The organism is Kitasatospora sp. NPDC048540 (assembly GCF_040651175.1).
GTDB lineage: Bacteria > Actinomycetota > Actinomycetes > Streptomycetales > Streptomycetaceae > Kitasatospora.
Genome location: NZ_JBEZIR010000002.1, coordinates 144,918 through 162,391 on the forward strand (window position 1 = coordinate 144,918; position 17,474 = coordinate 162,391).

General features: G+C 74.6%; 19 protein-coding genes. 9 read left to right on the top strand and 10 right to left on the bottom strand.

Annotated elements, in window-relative coordinates; genetic code table 11:
* Positions 1 to 166: 166 nt before the first annotated feature.
* The 3 genes from AB0D08_RS02430 (at position 167) to AB0D08_RS02440 (ending at position 3,495) form a co-directional block, all read left to right on the top strand.
* Positions 167 to 1,027, top strand: coding sequence for a hypothetical protein (locus AB0D08_RS02430; protein WP_359886005.1), 861 nt, complete (start codon positions 167 to 169; stop codon positions 1,025 to 1,027).
* Complete coding sequence (locus AB0D08_RS02435; protein WP_359886006.1) at positions 1,024 to 2,370, top strand: nucleotidyl transferase AbiEii/AbiGii toxin family protein; 1,347 nt, start codon at positions 1,024 to 1,026, stop codon at positions 2,368 to 2,370. Before AB0D08_RS02430 ends, AB0D08_RS02435 begins: the two co-directional genes overlap by 4 nt.
* Positions 2,371 to 2,520: 150 nt before the next feature.
* Entirely contained in the window at positions 2,521 to 3,495 is a 975-nt protein-coding gene (locus tag AB0D08_RS02440; RefSeq protein ID WP_051814149.1) for a hypothetical protein, read from the top strand.
* Positions 3,496 to 3,578: 83 nt separating this feature from the next.
* Here AB0D08_RS02440 and AB0D08_RS02445 read toward each other — a convergent pair whose 3' ends face one another.
* The gene (locus AB0D08_RS02445) at positions 3,579 to 4,175 is read right to left on the bottom strand and encodes a choice-of-anchor C family protein (protein ID WP_033825118.1); all 597 of its coding nucleotides are present in this window, start codon (positions 4,173 to 4,175) and stop codon (positions 3,579 to 3,581) included.
* Positions 4,176 to 4,474: 299 nt separating this feature from the next.
* Complete coding sequence (locus tag AB0D08_RS02450; RefSeq protein WP_033825117.1) at positions 4,475 to 5,464, bottom strand: aldo/keto reductase; 990 nt, start codon at positions 5,462 to 5,464, stop codon at positions 4,475 to 4,477.
* A gap of 358 nt (positions 5,465 to 5,822) precedes the next feature.
* On the opposite strand from AB0D08_RS02450, the gene AB0D08_RS02455 reads away from it, so the two are divergent.
* The 4 genes from AB0D08_RS02455 to AB0D08_RS02470 all read left to right on the top strand — a co-directional run bounded on the left by AB0D08_RS02455 (position 5,823) and on the right by AB0D08_RS02470 (position 8,025).
* A complete protein-coding gene (locus AB0D08_RS02455; protein WP_359886007.1) occupies positions 5,823 to 6,323 on the top strand; it encodes a VOC family protein in 501 nt (166 codons plus the stop codon).
* 30 nt (positions 6,324 to 6,353) lie between these two features.
* The gene (locus tag AB0D08_RS02460) at positions 6,354 to 6,524 is read left to right on the top strand and encodes a hypothetical protein (protein WP_051814147.1); all 171 of its coding nucleotides are present in this window, start codon (positions 6,354 to 6,356) and stop codon (positions 6,522 to 6,524) included.
* Between the two features lie 34 nt (positions 6,525 to 6,558).
* Positions 6,559 to 7,320, top strand: a complete 762-nt coding sequence (locus AB0D08_RS02465; RefSeq protein ID WP_359886008.1) for an SDR family oxidoreductase — start codon at positions 6,559 to 6,561, stop codon at positions 7,318 to 7,320.
* Positions 7,321 to 7,419: 99 nt separating this feature from the next.
* On the top strand, positions 7,420 to 8,025 hold the full coding sequence (locus AB0D08_RS02470) for a GPP34 family phosphoprotein (protein WP_359886009.1): 606 nt from the start codon (positions 7,420 to 7,422) through the stop codon (positions 8,023 to 8,025).
* Between the two features lie 34 nt (positions 8,026 to 8,059).
* Here AB0D08_RS02470 and AB0D08_RS02475 read toward each other — a convergent pair whose 3' ends face one another.
* The gene (locus AB0D08_RS02475) at positions 8,060 to 9,532 is read right to left on the bottom strand and encodes a hypothetical protein (protein WP_033825141.1); all 1,473 of its coding nucleotides are present in this window, start codon (positions 9,530 to 9,532) and stop codon (positions 8,060 to 8,062) included.
* An 87-nt stretch (positions 9,533 to 9,619) separates the two neighbouring features.
* Here AB0D08_RS02475 and AB0D08_RS02480 point away from each other — a divergent pair, with 87 nt between their 5' ends.
* Complete coding sequence (locus AB0D08_RS02480) at positions 9,620 to 9,946, top strand: hypothetical protein (protein ID WP_359886010.1); 327 nt, start codon at positions 9,620 to 9,622, stop codon at positions 9,944 to 9,946.
* Here the strand turns inward: AB0D08_RS02480 and AB0D08_RS02485 are convergent.
* From AB0D08_RS02485 to AB0D08_RS02505, 5 genes are all read right to left on the bottom strand, one after another.
* Positions 9,943 to 10,227, bottom strand: coding sequence for a three-helix bundle dimerization domain-containing protein (locus AB0D08_RS02485; RefSeq protein WP_033825112.1), 285 nt, complete (start codon positions 10,225 to 10,227; stop codon positions 9,943 to 9,945). The genes AB0D08_RS02480 and AB0D08_RS02485 overlap by 4 nt on opposite strands.
* Complete coding sequence (locus AB0D08_RS02490; protein WP_033825111.1) at positions 10,224 to 10,550, bottom strand: hypothetical protein; 327 nt, start codon at positions 10,548 to 10,550, stop codon at positions 10,224 to 10,226. The genes AB0D08_RS02485 and AB0D08_RS02490 overlap by 4 nt, the downstream gene beginning before the upstream one ends.
* A 252-nt stretch (positions 10,551 to 10,802) precedes the next feature.
* Positions 10,803 to 13,931, bottom strand: a complete 3,129-nt coding sequence (locus AB0D08_RS02495; RefSeq protein WP_359886011.1) for a phosphocholine-specific phospholipase C — start codon at positions 13,929 to 13,931, stop codon at positions 10,803 to 10,805.
* Between the two features lie 275 nt (positions 13,932 to 14,206).
* Positions 14,207 to 14,608, bottom strand: coding sequence for a VOC family protein (locus AB0D08_RS02500; protein WP_033825110.1), 402 nt, complete (start codon positions 14,606 to 14,608; stop codon positions 14,207 to 14,209).
* Positions 14,605 to 15,150 carry a cupin domain-containing protein gene (locus AB0D08_RS02505; RefSeq protein ID WP_033825109.1) on the bottom strand — a complete coding sequence of 182 codons (546 nt, stop codon included), beginning with the start codon at positions 15,148 to 15,150 and terminating at the stop codon, positions 14,605 to 14,607. The genes AB0D08_RS02500 and AB0D08_RS02505 overlap by 4 nt, the downstream gene beginning before the upstream one ends.
* A gap of 192 nt (positions 15,151 to 15,342) precedes the next feature.
* Here AB0D08_RS02505 and AB0D08_RS02510 point away from each other — a divergent pair, with 192 nt between their 5' ends.
* A complete protein-coding gene (locus AB0D08_RS02510; RefSeq protein ID WP_359886012.1) occupies positions 15,343 to 15,711 on the top strand; it encodes a PRC-barrel domain-containing protein in 369 nt (122 codons plus the stop codon).
* A gap of 52 nt (positions 15,712 to 15,763) precedes the next feature.
* On the opposite strand, the gene AB0D08_RS02515 is transcribed toward AB0D08_RS02510, so the two are convergent.
* Both AB0D08_RS02515 and AB0D08_RS02520 read right to left on the bottom strand, forming a co-directional pair.
* The gene (locus AB0D08_RS02515; protein ID WP_359886013.1) at positions 15,764 to 16,468 is read right to left on the bottom strand and encodes an SDR family oxidoreductase; all 705 of its coding nucleotides are present in this window, start codon (positions 16,466 to 16,468) and stop codon (positions 15,764 to 15,766) included.
* Positions 16,469 to 16,671: 203 nt separating this feature from the next.
* Positions 16,672 to 17,457: a maleylpyruvate isomerase family mycothiol-dependent enzyme gene (locus AB0D08_RS02520; RefSeq protein WP_359886014.1), complete on the bottom strand. Its 786-nt coding sequence runs from the start codon at positions 17,455 to 17,457 to the stop codon at positions 16,672 to 16,674.
* Between the last annotated feature and the right edge of the window lie 17 nt (positions 17,458 to 17,474).

Sequence of the window (17,474 nt, forward strand, 5' to 3'; positions counted from 1 at the left end):
GGCGCACCGGAGCTGCCCGCCGGGCCGCGCGCGCAGGACGGCCGTTCAGCACTGCGCCGTACCGGCCGGGCCGACGTACACGGAGGAGCCGCTCCGGCAGGCCACCGACGGGGCCGCGCCAAGAGCCCGCCGAGGGACTGTCGGTGGGGTCTGCCACCATGCTCGCATGCTCGTCACCCATCCTGACCTGGGCCGCACCACCGCACCCGGACCGACAGCCGCCGCGCCCGACCGGCCCGCGGACGCCGAGGCGCACGCCGAGGCGCATGCCGGTCCGCACCCCGGTCCGCACGGCGGCCCCGACCTGCACGGCGACTTCGAGGTCCACCTGACCGTGGCCCCGCAGGCCGCCGACGCACTGGCCGACTGGGCCTCGGCCAACGGCGTGAAGTTCACCCACATCCTGCTGGCCCGCGGCGCCGCCGTCTCCCAGCCGATGCTCACGCTGCGCGGCTCCGGCTCGTACCAGGAGGTCGCCACACAGACCCGCCGGACCTCGGAACGGCTGGCGGACGCCGGGTTCACCGTGCTGCGGATCAAGATCGAGGCCACCCCCTGGGCCCGCGGCGTCCCGCAGTCGGACGCCGCCGCCGAGGCCCTCGGCCCGCACCGCTACTTCGAACACCACATCAAACTGCTGCTCCCCGCCGACGAGCGCACCGACGGCCTCGCCGACCTGGCCGTCCGGCACAGCGCCCACCTGTCCGCCAACGCCCGCCGGGTGCGCGCCGACGGCGTCCGGGAACAGTTCGTGACGCAGCGCTGCCGCCTGGTCGGGCTGGACACGGCGGGCCGCCGGCTCGACGCGCTGCTCGCCGACCTCACCGCCGACGGTCGCGCCATCGCCTCGGCGGAACGCGAGTTCGTCGCCCTCGACACCGACGAGACACTCGACGCGGGCTGGATAACCGAGACCGCAGGAACCGCAGGGACACCCGGCACCACCGCCGTACCCGGCACCACCGCCGTACGCGGGACACCCGCGCCCGGCCGCACCACCGACCACCGAGGGGGAGCCTCACGATGACCACCGAAGCCACCGGACCGACCACCCACCCCGCCGACGGCGACAACGGCTGGGCCGACTTCGAGTACGGACCGTGGGAGGAGGTCGTCCTGCCCCGGCACGCCCCGTCCGAGGCCCTGCGCGAGGAACTCGACCTGCCGCGCGGCATCCGGCCGATCGACGACGACACCGTCACCCAGCAGCCCGTCTTCGACCCCGCGCTCGCCGGGTACGCCCGGGCCCTGCGCCCCAGCGAACCCGCGTTCGCGGACCCCGAGGTCGCCGCCCGCTGGCTGACGGCCCGCCGGGAGGCGCTGAACACCGTCCTGTCTGCGGTGGCCCGCTCCGCCTGGGCCGAGCACCTCGTCCTGCGCGGCAGCATCCTGCTGCGCGGCTGGTACGGCGAGGCCGCCCGCGAGCCGGGCGACCTGGACTTCGTCGTCGTCCCCACGGACTGGGAGCTCGAGGACGACCGGACCGAGCGCATGATCCACGAGATCGCCGCCGCCGCAGACCGCCTCTCCGCCGACCACCCGTCCGCCGACCACCCGTCCGCGGACCACCCGTCCGCCACCGCGGCCGACACCGGCTTGCGGCTGCACGCGGACCAGGCCGTCGCGGACGAGATCTGGACCTACAGCCGGGTGCCCGGCCGCCGGCTGGTGCTGCCCTGGACCGCCCCCGGCGTGCCCGGCGGCACGGTACAGCTCGACTTCGTCTTCACCGAGCACCTCCCGCTCGCCCCGCGCTCCGGCGAACTGCCCGGCGTCTCGGCCCCGCTGCTCACCGCGACCCCCGAGCTGTCGCTCGCCTGGAAGATCCTCTGGCTGCTGACCGACAACCACCCGCAGGGCAAGGACCTGTACGACGCCGTCCTGCTCGCCCAGGACACCCAGGTCTCCTACGAGCTGCTGCACGACGTGTTCGCGGGCTCCGCGGAGGGCGGCCACCACTGGCCCGTCCTGCCCTCCGGGATCTCCGACCTCGAGGTCGACTGGGACGAGTTCCGCAAGGACTACCCGACGCTCGCCGAACCCTGGGAGGAGTACCCGTCCCGGCTGCTCACCGCCCTCACCCCGGCCTTCGGCGGCCGGACCGAGTACGAGCTGCGCGCGGCCTGGCTGGCGCCGTTCGTCGAGGAACTGCGGCCGCTGCTGGCAACGGACGGGATGGCGGCGGTCCGGAGCCGGATCGCCGAGCGCTACCTCGGGCTCCCCGACCGGCTGGTGGTCACCCGCGAGTTGCTGTCCTGCGACTTCGCCGAGGCCGTCCGCGTCGCCGCGGGCGACTCCGACGCCGACTGGCGGGTCCAGCGGCTGCGCGAGGCCGCCGACCGCTTCGCGGCCGAGAGCGACACGCCGTAGGGCTGCGCCGAAGCGCCGCGGGCGGGTCCCCCGGTCGGGAACGACCGACCGGGGGACCCGGCCACGGCGTCGGGCCCGTCGTAGGGGTGACGGGCCGTCAGGCATGGTCCTCTTGAGCCACCCGTTTGTGTGCTCACCGGAGGAGAGACCTTGTCCCGCCCATCCCGCATCACCGGCCTGCTCGGCGCGGCCGCCGCCGGCCTGTCCCTGCTGGCGGCCAACCCGGCCGTGGCGGTCGCGCCGCCGCTGTCCGCGCCCCGGATCCTCGCCCACTTCGACCTCGCGCAGGGCCGCCAGCCCGAGAACATCGCGCTGGAACCGGACGGCTCCGCCGACCTCACCTTCTCCTTCGCCCGCCAGATCGGCCGGGTCGCCCCGGACGGCACCCAGACCATCCTGGCCACCCTCCCCGCACCGGCACACCCGGCCACCCCCCTCCTCGGGGCCGCGATCGTGACCGGCATCGCCCGCGCCCACGACGGCACCCTCTACTTCGGCTACGCCACCGGAACGGACGACCTCACCGGCATCTGGCGGCTGTGCCCCGGCGGCAACCCCGAGCGGCTCGCCGCCCTGCCCGCGACCGGCCTCCCCAACGGCCTCGCCCTCGACGAGCACGCCGGCCTGCTCTACACCGCCGACTCGGCACTCGGCGTCGTCCACGCCGTCCCCCTGGACGGCGGCCCCGCGACCGTGTGGTCGGCCGCACCCGAGCTCAGCCCCACCGGCGGCTTCGGCGCCAACGGACTCAAGGTGCACCACCACGCCGTCTGGGTCACGAACACCGACACCGGCACCCTGCTGCGCATCCCGATCCGTCAGGACGGCACCGCCGGGCCGGTGGAGACCCGCGCCACCGGACTCGCCGGGATCGACGACTTCGCCTTCACCGGGCACGGCGACAGCCTCGTCGCCGCCCTCAACTCCCCGAACGAGGCCGCCTTCGTCGCCGGGGACGGCAGCCACCACACCGTCCTGACCGGCCAGGACGGCCTGTCCAACCCCACCTCGGTCGCGGTCCGGGGCGACACCGTCTACGTACCGAGCGCGGCCTACTTCACCCAGGTCGACCCCAACCTGCTGCTCGCCACGCTCGACCGCCCGCGGCGCCCGCACGGGCGGTAGCGGCGTCAGCGGTGTCAGGCGCGTCAGAGGCGTCAGGAGCGGTGATCCGGGACCTCGCTCCCGACGCCACCGGCCGGGGCCGGTCACCCGCAGCAGGGCTTGCACTCCGTCACCCGGACGTTGTCGATGACCGGTCCGTACGCCCCGGCGACGGTGCTGGTGAAGCCGAGCGTGGTGGACGTGTTCTGCGCGACGAAGCTGAACTGGTGCCCCACGTAGCCCATGGCGGCCCTGGTCCGGCCGGAGACGTCGAAGGAGAAGTCCTGGAAGTTCTGGCCGTCGACCAGCACCCGGCCGGTCCGGAGGGCGACTCCGCCCTCCGGGTTGCCGGCCAGCGCGTAGGTGACGGAGTAGGTGGCGCCCGGCACGGTGGTGAAACTCTGGGCGACGGTGCCGCTGTTGGAGCCGTTGAGATCGAGCGACTGATCTCCCTCGGCGGCCTGCCAGAACCCGGCGCCGATCAGGTCGACACTGCCGGCGGTGACGCTCCAGGGGCCGATGGTCTGACCGGCGGTCAGACCGGCGAAGGTGTTCGCCGCGACCTTGGGCGTCTCGAAACTGCCGTCGTCGAAGTGGCTGAGGGCGCGGTGACCGCCCGCGGCCTGGGCCGGTGCGGCCAGGGCCGCGGCACCGGCGACGAGCAGGGCGGTGACGGCGGTACGGGTGCGCGAGAACGGCATGCGGGGCCCTCCAGAGGCTCGGCGGACGGGACCGATCGGCGATCGGCCGTGCACAGAGCTTCTGTTGCCGCGCCGACCCGTGCCAAGACCCGCCGGCCGGCGGCAGGGGGTGCGCACCACCCGCCGACCAGCTCCCGCACGCCGGTTTCGCCGTCCCCGGCCCCGCCGCGCCGGGGCCGGGGACCGTTCCGGGACGGTCGCCCCAGTCGTACCGGCGTCGGACGAGCGGCCCTCCCGGGTGTGAGCCGGTTCGTGTGCGCCCCTGCCGCGCGGCGCGCTCCGCCCCGGGCCAGGTCCGGTCAGCGGTTCACGGCCCGCATGCCCGCCTCGTCGTAGCGTTCGCCCGCCGCCGCGGGCAGCTCGGCGTCGATCCGGGCCAGGTCGTCGGCGGTGAGCACGACGTCGACGGCGCCCGCGTTCTGCTCCAGGTAGCTGCGGCGCTTGGTGCCCGGGATCGGCACGAAGTCCTCGCCGCGGGCCAGTACCCAGGCGATCGCCAGCTGGGCCGGGGTGACGTCCTTCTCCGCGGCGATCTCCTTGACCTTCTCCGCGAGCCGGAGGTTGGCCCGCAGGTTGGCCTCGGTGAAGCGCGGGTTGCCGCGGCGGAAGTCGTTCTCGTCCAGTTCGTCGGGGGAGCTGAAGCGGCCGGCGAGAAAGCCGCGGCCGAGCGGGGAGTACGGGACGAAGCCGATGCCGAGCTCACGGCAGGTGGGCAGCACCTCGGCCTCCACGTCCCGGCTCCAGAGCGAGTACTCGCTCTGGACGGCGGTCACCGGATGGACGGCGTGGGCGCGGCGGATGGTCGCGGCGCTCGCCTCGCTGAGCCCGATGTGCCGGACCTTGCCCGCGGCGACCAGTTCGCCCAGCGCGCCGACGGTCTCCTCGATGGGCACGGCCGGGTCGACGCGGTGCTGGTAGTACAGGTCGATGCGGTCCGTGCCGAGCCGTTCGAGCGAGCCGTCGACGGAGCTGCGGACGTGCTCGGCGGACCCGTCCTGGCGCCCCACCGTCGACATGTCACCCGGCACGGCGTGGTCCATCCGGTAGTTGAACTTGGTGGCGATGACGTACTCGTCGCGGTGTCCCCGGATCGCCTCGCCGACCAGCGACTCGTTGGTGAGCGGCCCGTACACCTGGGCGGTGTCGAGGAAGGTGACACCGAGTTCCAGGGCACGCCGGATGGTCGCGACGCCCTCGTCCTGGTCGGTGGTGCCGTAGAACGCGGACATGCCCATGCACCCGAGGCCGATGGCCGACACCCGGAGGTCCCGCAGACTGCGCTGTCGCATGTGAACTCCCAGCCCTTGCTCTCGTGTTCGTTCCCGCACTCGGCCCCCGCTTCCATCTAGCAACGGGTCCCGGCGCCCGGCATCCCGGGCCGACGGCGGTGACGCCGGCCGCCCGCGCCCGGCGCCCCCGCGGGTCCCGCCTTGACGGTGCTGTGCCCGCGGCGCACGGTGGAAGTGGAGGTCCCGGCGGGCCCGGTGACCGGCCCGGGAGACTCGTGGAAGCACCTGGCCGCGCGTCCGCCCGCGGTGACCGAGCGACCATGCGGGGCGTCCGGGGTGTCCGACGGCGGTCGGGCCGCAGTCGCGCGCGGACATCGTCATCGCAGTGTCACAGCGCCACCCACCGATGGAGGCGGGGATGAGCAGCGTCCAGGAGAGCAACAGCAGTGCGGCCGCGAGCCCGCCGGTGCGGCCGGGGGAGGTACGGCTGGAGGTGGTCGTCGTGCCGGTCTCGGACGTCGACCGGGCGAAGGGCTTCTACCAGGGACTCGGCTGGCGGCTCGACGCCGACCTCCCGGTCGAGGACGGCTACCGGGTGGTGCAGCTGACGCCGCCCGGCTCCGGCTGCTCGATCATCTTCGGCGAGGGCGTCACCTCGTCCCCGCCCGGCTCCCTCCAAGGCCTGCACCTCGTGGTCCACGACCTGGACGCGGCCCGCGCCGAGCTCATCGGGCGCGGCGTCGACGTCGGTGAGCCGTTCCACGAGGCCTCGGGGGTCTTCCACCGGGCCGGGACGGCCGGGCGGGTGGGCGGCCCCGCGCCGGACCACGCCGACTACGGCTCCTTCGCCGCCTTCAGCGATCCGGACGGCAACGGCTGGGTGCTCCAGGAGATCAGGACGCGGCTTCCGGGCCGCTGAGACAAGCCGCTGAGACAAGGAGTGTGCCCCATGAGCGGGACGACGTACGAGACGGTGGAGGACCTCGCCCAGGCCCTGCGGCGCGCGGCCGCGGCCCACGGGAAGCACGAGGAACGGATCGGCGCTGAGGATCCGAACTGGCCGGACTGGTACGCGCTGTACATGGTCCGCGAACGCGCCGGCGAGGAGCTGCCGACATGACCGGCGGGTCCGCCGCGGACGCCACGGGGACCTGGTGACCGGCGCACCGCAGGCCCCGGCCGCCACCCGCGCACCGGCGCTGGCCGGGCAGACCGTCGTCCTGATCGGCGGCAGCGCCGGGATCGGACTGGCGACGGCGAGGCACGCCCGGGCCGAGGGCGCCGACACCATCCTCACCGGCCGGGATCCCGCCCGACTCGACAAGGCGGCGGCCGAGGTCGGTGCCGTCGGCACCGCGGCCTTCGACGCGACCGACCCGGCCGCCCTGGAACGGTTCTTCACGGACCTCGCCGTGCCGGTCGACCACGTGCTGGTGACCGCCGGCGGTCCCTACTACGCCACCCTGGCCGAGATGGACTTCGACGAGGCGCGCCGCGCGCTCCAGGAGCACCCGATGGCCATGCTGGGCGTCGCCCGCCACGGTGCGCCCAGGGTCCGCCCCGGCGGCACGCTGCTCTTCATGGGTGGCACCGGGGCCCGCCGCCCCGCCGTCGGCCTCGCGGTCACCTCGGCGATGACGGCGGCCCTGCCCGCCCTGACGGCCGGCCTGGCGCTGGAGGTGGCCCCGGTCCGGGTCAACCTGATCGCCGCCGGTTTCGTCGACACCCCGCTGTCGGCGTCGCTGCTCGGCGAGGGGCTCGAGGCGCGGCGCGAGCAGCTGCGCGCGACGCTCCCGGTCGGGCGGGTGGTCGGGCCTGACGACGTCGCCGCGCTGGCGGTGCACATCATGGCCAACACCGCGCTGACCGGGGCGACGTACGACATCGACGGCGGGCAGCAGCTCCTGCCGGGGTGACCGGGCGGGCCGTGGCCGCGGTTCGGACCGCGGCCGGGACGCCGGCGGGCTACAGTCGGCGACGTATCGCCCGCCGGTGCCTGAGATGCGGAGCCGCTCATGACCACAGCCCGGGACCTGTTCATCGTCTCCATGGACGTGGCGTCCAGCCGTCCCGTGGATCCAGGCGACCTGTCGCTCGCCCTCGCCGGGGCCGAGGTGATCGACCTCCTCGGGTCCGAGGCACTCGCCCTGGACGGTGAGCGGATCGTGCCGGGCGGCCGCTGGGAGCAGGCCGACAAGCTGCTGGACCGGGCGGCGGAGTCGCTGGTCCGGCAGCCGCCGTACGAGACGGTCGAGGACTGGCTGTGGCGCCGGGGCCGGGGGCTGTCGTCCGCGTACCTGGCCGCGCTGGAGATGGAGGGCCGGGTCACCCGGGAACGCGGCCGGTGGATCCCCGTCCGGACCAGCCGGACGGCGGTCGCCGACTCGCCCGAACGCCGCCGGGCGGCCGAGCGCTGGGTGTCGGGCGACCCCGTCCTCGCGATCCTCGCCACCACCGCCGGGATCCACGACCGGCCGACCGAGGAGGCCGACGAGATCGAGGACGAGGCGGTCGTGACGGTGCTCGCCGCCGTCGGCGACGCGGTCGCGGAACTGGAGGCCGTTCGGCAGCGGCGGACCATCGAGGAGGCGGCCTTCGACAACATCTGGCGCGGCCCCTGACAGCGCCCTCGCCGACTGCCCGACTGCCCGGCGGCTACAGGCCCACCAGGTCCAGCAGCCGTTCCATGCTCTCCACGGGAAGGTGCGGCGAGGCCGCCGCGGCCCGGGCGACGCGGTCCGAGGGGTCCGCGAGGAGGCGGAGCAGGGCGGGGAGCGGGAGCCTGCGGTGGCCGGCCACCGCGTGGCGGACGCGCTCCTCGGGGTCGGCGGCCAGCTGCTCGGCGAGTTCCGCCGGGAGCTGCGGATCACGCGGCGCGAAGGAGCGGAGCCGGGGCTCGGGGTCGGTGGCGAACCGGTGCAGGGTCTCCGGGGCGAAGGCCAGGACCTCCTTGGTGTCCCACCAGAAGGTGAACTTGTCCCGTCGGCGGTAGCGCCGTTCGATGCTCTCGGCGGTCCGGGGATCGACCAGGTGCGGGGCATTGGCCGCCATGGTGAGCCGGACCATCTCCTCCTCGTCGTCCAGCAGCCGGGCCACCGCGTCGGCGGGCAGCTCCTTGCCGAGGGCCGCCGAGACGCGGAAGGAGACATAGGGCGAGTCGATGTGCGGCAGCGGATCGGCCGCGACCCACTCCAGGCGCAGGATGCGCAGCGCGGTGGTCGCGAACATGTTCTCGTACCAGAGGTCGAGTGCTTCCTCGTCGGCCTCGGGTTCCGGGTCCTTCCACGTGGGGGAGAGCTCGTGGACGGCGGCGTGGATCCGCGCCCGCAGCGGCTCCGGCGTGTCGGCCCGGGCGAACACCTTCACCCGGACCGCCAGCGCCGGATCGACGGCCAGGACGTCGCGGACCGGCGGCGGCAGGTCGGGATGCCGGGCGACCTCGGCGCGCACCTCACTGTCCGGATCCTCGGCGAGCCGCCGGAAGGCCTCCTCGTCCAGGACGGCGTGGACCACCGCGCCCGCCCGGGTCACCGGATCCGCCAGCAGCGCCGGCAGCAGGTCCGAGGGCGGTACCGGGTGGGGCAGCCGGGCGAAGTAGGTCGCACAGGCCGCGGCGCGGACCTGGGGCTCGGGGTCGGTCAGCAGGGTCCGGCGGACCTCCTCCGGTGCCTGGGTCCAGTGCTTGGCCAGCGTGGCCCGGATCGCGGGATCGGGGTCGGCGGCGAGGCGGGCCCGGAGATCGGGGGGTGTGTCGTCGTCCTCGGCGAGGCAGGCGCGGACCCGCGGCACCGGGTCGTCGACGAGTCGTTCCAGCATCTCCCTCGGCGCGCTCTCGGCGCGCACGACGAGCGCGGACCGCACCGCCTCGTCCGGGTGGGCGGCCAGTCGGATGCGGAAGCCGTCCGGCAGGTGCTTGTTGAGCGCCAAGCTGTGCAGCAGCCAGTGGTCGTCGGTCGCGATGATCTCGGCGATCAGCTCCTCGGTGAGGTCCGGACGTCCCGCAACCTCGCCCCGTCCCGGCCGCCAGGCGAACAGCCGTCGGATCATGGGGCCCGGCAGGGCGGGGTTCGTCGCCAGCCCGTCGATGACGGCGGGGAGATGGACCGGGAGCGGGAGGTCGGCAGCCATGCGGGCCAGCATGCCAGGCGGACTCCGCCGGGCCGTGCCCGACTGCTGGCCCTTGAATCGAACGACTGTGCGATTCATGATGGAGGGGTGACCATCTGCCCCGGAGTGGACGACCGGCGCCGGCCGGATGCGGTGCCGGCGCCGGGGGAGTTGCTGGTCGGGCCGGGGCGCAGCTGGGTGGCCGAGGAGTGCTGGCGGCGGGTGGAGATCAGGGTCGGGGGGTGCTGGCGGCCGGGCCGGGTGGAGCGGTGGCGGCTGCGGCAGGGGGTCACCGACTGGGTGGCGCTGATCCGGTGGGGTCGCGGTGCCGCCGACCTGGGCTGGTACCTGTACCGGCAGGCGGCCGTCCGGCCGTCCCCGGGGGCGGGTCGGGTGTCCGGGGCGGCCGTCCGCCGGTGGAGCGGCCGGGGCTAGAGGGCCGGCGGCGGGGTGGTCAGCAGGGTCAGGGCGCGGCGCTCGACCAGGATGGGGATGAAGGTCCGCACCCTGGCGTCGCTGAGTTCGCCGTAGGCGGTCGCGACGACCGCGTCGACGCGGGACGGGTCGGCGGTGGGGTGGGCGCGCTTGAGGCGGGTGGCGACCAGCTGGACGGCGTCGCGCTCCTCGGGGGTGGCGCCGGCGGCCTCGGCGGGCCCGGCGGCCCCGCCGTCGCCGGGGAGGGACGGGCGGGCGGCGGCGGGCTGCTGGGCGGTCACGGCCTGGTCCTCCGGGTCTCTACGGGTTCCGGGACGGTCAGCGTGACCACGGCGACCTCGCCTTCGGGGGCGCCCAGGTCGTGGCAGATCCAGGTGAGCAGTCCGGCGTCGGACAGGTCCGTCAGGGCCGCCCGCAGGAGGTCCGGCGCGATGCGCAGGGCGGCGGCCGCGGCGGTGACCGGGAAGGCGGCGGTACGGGCGAGGTGCTGCCGCGGATCTGCCACGAGGTCGATCAGCAGCCCGGCGGCGACCTGCCCGCGCGGGATCCCCCGGGCCTGCCGGGCCCAGTCCGTGGCCCAGCTCTCGAACGGTGCTGACTGCATCGGCCTCTGCCTCCGCACCTGGTCGTCCGGGGGTGGCCGTCCGGTCCTCGGCCACTCGATTCCCCGGCTTTGCAGCATTGTCCGGCGGCCGGGGGGCCGGCGCCCGTCGGACGGGGATGCGGCCGCCCCCGCGGCCCGTTGTTGGCCGGGAAGGGGCGAGGGTGGCGTGTTCATGACATTCAAGCGGCGGAAGGGGGCGCGCCGCAGGGCGGGCCCCCCGGGGGCTCCCGCCCTGCGGCGCGCGGGTGCGGATCAGGCCGTGATCGGCTTGCTGTCCAGGCGGATGTGGTCCACCGCCCAGTACCAGTTGTTGCCGGCGTCGAACATCCGGAACTTCAGGGTCACCGCGGTGGCGCCGGCCGGTACGGCGAACTGCCGGGTGACGAAGGCGTTCTGGACGTCGGCACCGGCGTTGTCGTTGCCGGTGGCGTCGCTGCTGTACGAGAGCAGCCGGGTCTCGGCGCCGGTGTCGAACACCGCCGTGACGGTGGCCTTCTGCGGTGCCTCCTGCCGGTAGTGCGAGTCGAACGCCAGGTACAGCGTGCCGGTGCCGGCCGGGACGGGGACGGCGGGGGAGACCAGGGTCGAGTCGAAGCGGCCCTTGGCGGACGGCGCGCCGGTGTCGTCCCAGTCGTCCCAGTCGTCCGGGTCGGCGACGGCGAGGATGCCCAGGCCCCGGGTGAAGTTGCCGCGGTCCTGCCCGGCCGGGGTGGACCAGGCGCGCTTGGTGTGGAAGGTCCAGCCCTGGAGGCGGGCGGTGCCCTGCGGCATGCCGGGGGCGTTGACCACCGACCAGCCGGCCGGCGCCTGTGCCGTCCAGCCGAGCACCTGGCCGACCGGTTGAAGCGCACCCGCCAGCGACTCGAAGTCCTCGCCGAGCAGGTGGCCGGCCATCGACGGGGCGGTCCGGGCCGCCACCTCGCCGTCGGCGACCACGTACCGCTCGCCGGCCACCGCGCGGGCGGTGACCAGGATCCGGTACGGACCGGCGCCCGGCAGTGCGGTGGGCGGGGTGACCTCCCACTCGGCGGTCGCGGTGGCGCCGGCCGCGAGCGCGGTGGGCGGCGCGGTGACCGGTACGACGGTCCAGCCGGCCGGGACGACGGGCGCGGCCTCCAGGCCGGCCAGCGCGTCGGCGGCGGTGAACACGGCGGCGACCCGGGCGGCCCGGCCGGGCACCAGTACGGCCTCGTCGATGGTGGTCGACGCGGACTTCAGCGCCACGTCCAGGGTGAGCGCGTCGGGCAGGCCCATCGCCGGGTCGGTGACGTTCTGGCTGCCGCCGGAGAGCCGGCCGGCGTAGCGGCGGCGGAAGAACAGGTCGCCCTGGACCCCGACGGTGATGTCGTACCAGCTCTCGCGGTTGACCGTGACGTCGACCGAGGCGCTGGAACGGGCCTCGACCCGCACCTCCCGGCGGCCGCCGCCGTACGCCAGGTCGGCGATCACGAAGACCTGGGCGGTACGGGTGCGGTTGGTCAGGCCGACCTCCAGCACCCGGCCGGTCAGGTCCTCGGCGACGTGTGCCTCGAAGCTGGCGGCCGCGTCGCCGCGGAAGTGCCACAGGTAGCCGTTGGGGCCGTGCACCCGCAGGTCGTACCCGGCGTCGCCGGCCGTCCAGGTGTCACGGATCAGGTCCTTGGCGGCGACGGTGTAGTGGCGCGGCGCGGTGCCGGGCTCGGGGTAGACGGCCAGCACGCCGGCCTGCCGGCCGTGGTTGATCATCTCGAGGGTGACCACGCCCTTGTTGACCAGCGGCGTGACGCGCAGCGCGTACGGGGTCGGGCGGGCGGTGCGGGTGCCGCGCTGCTGGCAGGGCAGCGACTGCGGGCTCGGGACGGTCGGGGCGGGCAGCTTGCCGGTGTCGTCGACCTTCTTGCGGTTGCCTCTGGTGTCGGGCAGCTGCGGCCACGCCGGGTCCTGCCCGGAGAAGTCGAAGACGGAGGTCAGGTCGCCGGTGACGGCCCGCCGCCAGGCGCTGATGTTGGGCTCCTGCACGCCGAAGCGCTTCTCCAGGAACTTGATCACCGAGGTGTGGTCGTAGACGGTGGAGTCGACCACGCCGCCGCGGGTCCACGGCGAGACCACGATCATCGGCACCCGCACGCCCAGGCCCATCGGGTACGGCCCGGAGACCACCTTCTCCCCGGCCGGCAGGCTCGCGGCCCAGCCGAGGGTGCCGTCGGCGTTGCGGATCCGGTAGCGGCCGTCCTGGTCCACCACCCGGTGGTACGTGCTGGTGCCCTTGGAGACCCGGACCACCACCTCGCCGTCGACCGGGACGGAGGACTTGCCGCGGCCGGTGGCCAGCGGCGGCACCGGGGGCAGCAGGTGGTCGAAGAAGCCGCCGTGCTCGTCGTAGTTGAGGATGAAGACGGTCTTCGCCCACACCTCCGGCTCGGCCGCCAGCGCGGCCAGCAGCCGGGCGGTCAGGTGCTCGCCGTTCGGCGGGGCGTAGTTGGCGTGCTCGGAGAGCGCGGCCGGGGCGACCAGGAAGGACACCTGGGGGAGCCGGTCGGCCTTGATGTCGGCGGTGAAGGCGTCCACCAGCGCGTCGCCCATCGCGAACGGGTCGCCCTTCTTCGCCGGGTCGCCGACCTGCTTGAGGCCGCGCTCGTACAGCGGCTCGCCCGGCTCGGCCCGGTGGAAGGCGGTGAACCAGGCCAGCGCGTTGTCGTCGAAGTTGTCCAGCGCCTGGTAGGTGCGCCAGCTGACGCCGGCCTGCTCCAGCCGCTCCGCGTAGGTGGTCCACTCGAAGCCCGCCGCGGGCTCCGAGTTGTCGGTCACCGGGGTGTCGCGGACGGTGCCGCCGCTGGTGCCCGTCATCAGGTGCTCGCGGTTGGTGTTGGTGTTGCACTGCACCGAGGCGTGGTAGGCGTCGCAGGTGGTGAAGACCGAGGCCAGCGCGTTGTAGAACGGCATGTCGGCGGGCTCGTAGTAGCCCTGGCCGAGCCAGCCGGAGGAGCGGCGGGTCACCGAGCCGTCGGCGAGACCGTCGTTCCAGGCGCTCATCGAGGCGATGAAGTCGAAGGACGGCGCGCCCTGCTGGTACGCGTTGGTGTGCGCGGCGTTCATGGGGAACGGCAGCAGGTGGCCCTCCTTGCGGGAGGGGTCGGGCTGGTGGAAGACCGAACGGCCGTTGACGCCGCGGACCGCCGCCCGGTCGCCGAAGCCGCGCACGCCCGGCAGGGTGCCGAAGTAGTGGTCGAACGCGCGGTTCTCCTGCATGAAGATGACGACGTGTTCGATGTCCGCCAGGGTGCCCGGCTTGGCCGGCGCGGCCAGGGCCTGCTGCACGGTCAGCGGGAGGGCGGAGAGCACTGCGGCGGCGGCCGCACCACCCAGCAGGGTGCGGCGGGAGAGCTCGGGGCTCGGCTTCATCGGGGTGACTCCTCGTTCACTGGCGGGGCGTCGGTCTTTTCAGTCCAGACCCGTTATGTCTAGGGGGCCGACATGGCGGTCAGTGAGGCGGGAGGTGGCCGGTGAATGACGAGGTGTGGTCCCCGACCTGTCTGGACATCTGGCGGTGCCGGACCCTGGCCGGGGGGCGGCTGAGCTGGGGCGGAGCGCGGCGGCGGGAAGCTCCGTTGACGTACCGACAGGTAACCTGACAGGTGGCCTGCCGCCGCCGCGCGGGCCGGTGGGCCCGCCCCGGCTCAGGGGTTCCAGGTGCGCGAGCAGAGCACCATGCGGTAGCCGTCCGGATCGGCGACGGTCACGCCGTACTCGTCCCAGTACGGGTTGTGGGCCGGGGTGCGGGTGCCGCCGCAGGCGACCAGCCGCTCCACCAGCGCCTCCTCGGCCGGCGCGCCGAGGTAGACCACGAACAGGTCGTCGACCGTGGGGGTGGGCTCGAGCGGGCGCTCCGGGTCACGGGTGAGCTCGAAGTGCCAGGCACCGCCGGGCGGACCGACCATCAGCAGGTCGTGCTCGCCCGGCACCCGCTCGGTGGTCCGCCACAGCACCTTCAGCCCGAGGCCGTCGACGTAGAAGCGTTCGGCGGCGGCCAGGTCCCGCGAAGGGCGGGCCACCCGGACCGGCGCGGCGGGGTCGATCATGCGGACGCCTCCAGTGCGGCCCGCCACGCCGGGCTGTCGACGTAGTGGTTGTCGAAGCGCTCCGCCGACTCGGCGATCTCCTTCGGGTCCGCCTCCCCGCGCATCACCCGGCCGAGCAGCCGCAGGTAGTCGAACCGGGCCATCCCCGGCGTGAACACGAACAGCACGTCGGCCTCGCAGCCGGGCGCGGCCGCGAAGGCGTGCGGCGTGTGCGGCGGCACCGCCAGGAAGTCGCCCTCGTGCAGCACCGTCACCTCCTCGCCGAGCAGCACCTGCAGCGACCCCCCGAGCACGAAGAACAACTCCCAGGCCCGGGTGTGGAAGTGCGCGGGCGCGCCGACGGCACCCTTGGCGAAGCTCGACCGGTAGCTGGTGAAGGCGCCGCCGGTGCCGGCCGAGTCGGCCAGCAGGGACATCACACTGCTCGGGTCGGCACAGGTCTCGGCCTCGGCCCGACGGGTCAGGACCGGCTGAGCGGGCTGGGCGGGCTGGGCGGGCTGGACGGACTGGGTCTCGGGGTTCTCCGTGGTCTTCATGATCATGACTCTATCGGGTCGAATGGCCCGCCGCACGGGACATTCGGACCGTCAATTCCTGGGCCAATCACGGGACTAGTGCCCGCGGCGGCCCCGGTGGGGACCGGCAGGCATGAACCTCGGGTTCCGGGGCAGCCGAGCCCTGCGCGGCGCACCGCCGACGATCCGGCACCGCGCCCCCGACGGGAGGAGCAGTCCATGAGCAGCGACACCGGGATCTGGGAGTTCCGCTCGACCTCCGGCCACATCTCCGGGACCGACCTGGTCGGCTACCACGTCGAGGCCACCGACGGCCACCTCGGCAAGGTGGACCGGCTCTCCGAGGAGGTCGGCGCCCGCTACCTGGTGGTCGACACCGGGCCGTGGATCCTCGGCCGGCTGGTCCTGCTGCCGGCCGGCGTCGTCCTGCGGGTCGACGAGGACGAGCGGAAGGTCCACGTCGACCGCACCAAGGACGAGATCAAGCACGGGCCGGAGTTCGACCCGTTCCAGCTCGAGGCGGACCTCGGCTACCAGGAGAAGTACGCCGGCTACTACAGCCCCTTCTACGGCGGCCCGGTGATGTGACCCCGCCACGGACCGCGACCGCGACTGCGCCGGACCGCCCGCGCGGTGGCGGTCACCAGGGCAGCGGGCGGCCGTCGCGGAAGAAGCCGCCGGTGGGACCGGAGTCCGGCAGGGTCGCCGCCCGGACCACGCCGGCGGCGCCCTGTTCGACCGGCCCGCCGCCCGGGCCGCCCATGTCGGTGGCGAGCCAGCCCGGACAGACCGCGTTGACGAGGATCCGCTCCCCGCGCAGCTCGTCGGCGAGCTTGCGGGTGAGTGCGTTGAGGGCCGCCTTGGAGATGCCGTAGGCCGGTGTCCCGCCCGACATCGAGGCCAGCGACCCCGACTCGCTGGAGACGTTGACCACCCGCGCGGCCGGGGAGCGGCGCAGCAGCGGCAGGAACGCCTGGACCATCGCCCAGGCGCCGAACAGGTTGGTCTCCAGCGTCCGGCGGACCTCGTCCAGGTCGACGTCGCAGGCCCGCTCGGCAGTGTCGTAGTTGATGGCCGCGTTGTTGACGAGGACGTCCAGCCGGCCCGGTTCCGTCTCCACCGACCTGGCGAGCGCGCGGATGCCGTCGAGGTCGTCCACGTCCAGCCGGCGGGGCAGCACCACGCCCGGCAGCCCGGCGAGGCCCTCGGCGGCCCGCTCGGCGTCCTCCGGGCGCCGCGCGCACAGCAGGACGGTGTGGCCGAGTTCGGCGAGCCGGCGGGCGGTGGCCAGGCCGAGGCCGCGGTTGGCGCCCGTGACCAGCGCAACCGGCGCGAGGGTGGTCATGTTCTCTCCAGGTCGGTGGTCGGCGGTGCCCGGTCGGGTGCGCCCGGCCGCCTCCGTCGGCGGCACAGGGGCACATGGGTACAGGGGACCACTCAACACCGAACCCGGGCGCACCGCACCTCACCGGCACGCCCGGACCCCGACCCGCCGCGCGGCCGGGCAGGCCGCCCCCGGCCGTGCGGCGGACCGCCCGAAGCGCCTTCTCAGAACGCGGAGTTGGCGAACCAGTGCGCCAGCAGCTCCTGGTCCCCGGCCAGTTCGAAGCCGCCCGCGGTGCGGTCGAGGCGGCCGTAGAGGAGCAGCAGCAGGTCGGCGGCGGTGCCGAGGACCGTGGCGTCGGCGGCGGCCCCGGCCCCGTCGGGGTCGACCCCGAAGCCGTCCGGCCGCAGACGGACCAGCCACTCGTCCCCGCCGTCGGTGCAGCCGAAACGGATGGTCCGGTCCGCGCCGCGCAGCTGCGCCGTGCCTGGTGCGAAGACCGCGGCGAACGGCAGGTTGACCAGGAACTCGTCCACGCCGTCGACCGCGAGGTCATGGTCGACGGTGGCGGGCAGGCCCAGGGCGAGTTCGGCGTCGACCCGGTGCACGAGCGTCTCGAACAGCATCCGCCGTACCCAGAAGCGGGCGTGCTGGTCGGCGCCCCAGGCCCACATCGGCTCGTCCGGGTCCCCGGCTGCGAAGGCGTCGGCGGCCTCGGCCGCGCTGTCGAGAAGCCAGTCCGGATAGCCGGACGCCTCCTCCGGCAGCCGGAGGTCGACCTCGCGGCTGGTGGGCGGCTGCTGGACCCGCTGCCGCAGCAGCACGGCGAACCAGCGCTGCACGCTGCCGGCGTGCCGGACCAGGTCGGCCAGCGTCCAGCCGGGGCAGGTCGGGACCGGGGTGGCCGGGTCGGCGTCGCGTACCGCGGCGGCGAACCGCTCGGTCTGGGCCGCGACGGCCGCCCGGTGGTCGACCCGGCCCGGTCCGGCGGGGCGGGTTGCTGAAGTCATGGTGGTGCCTTCCGGGG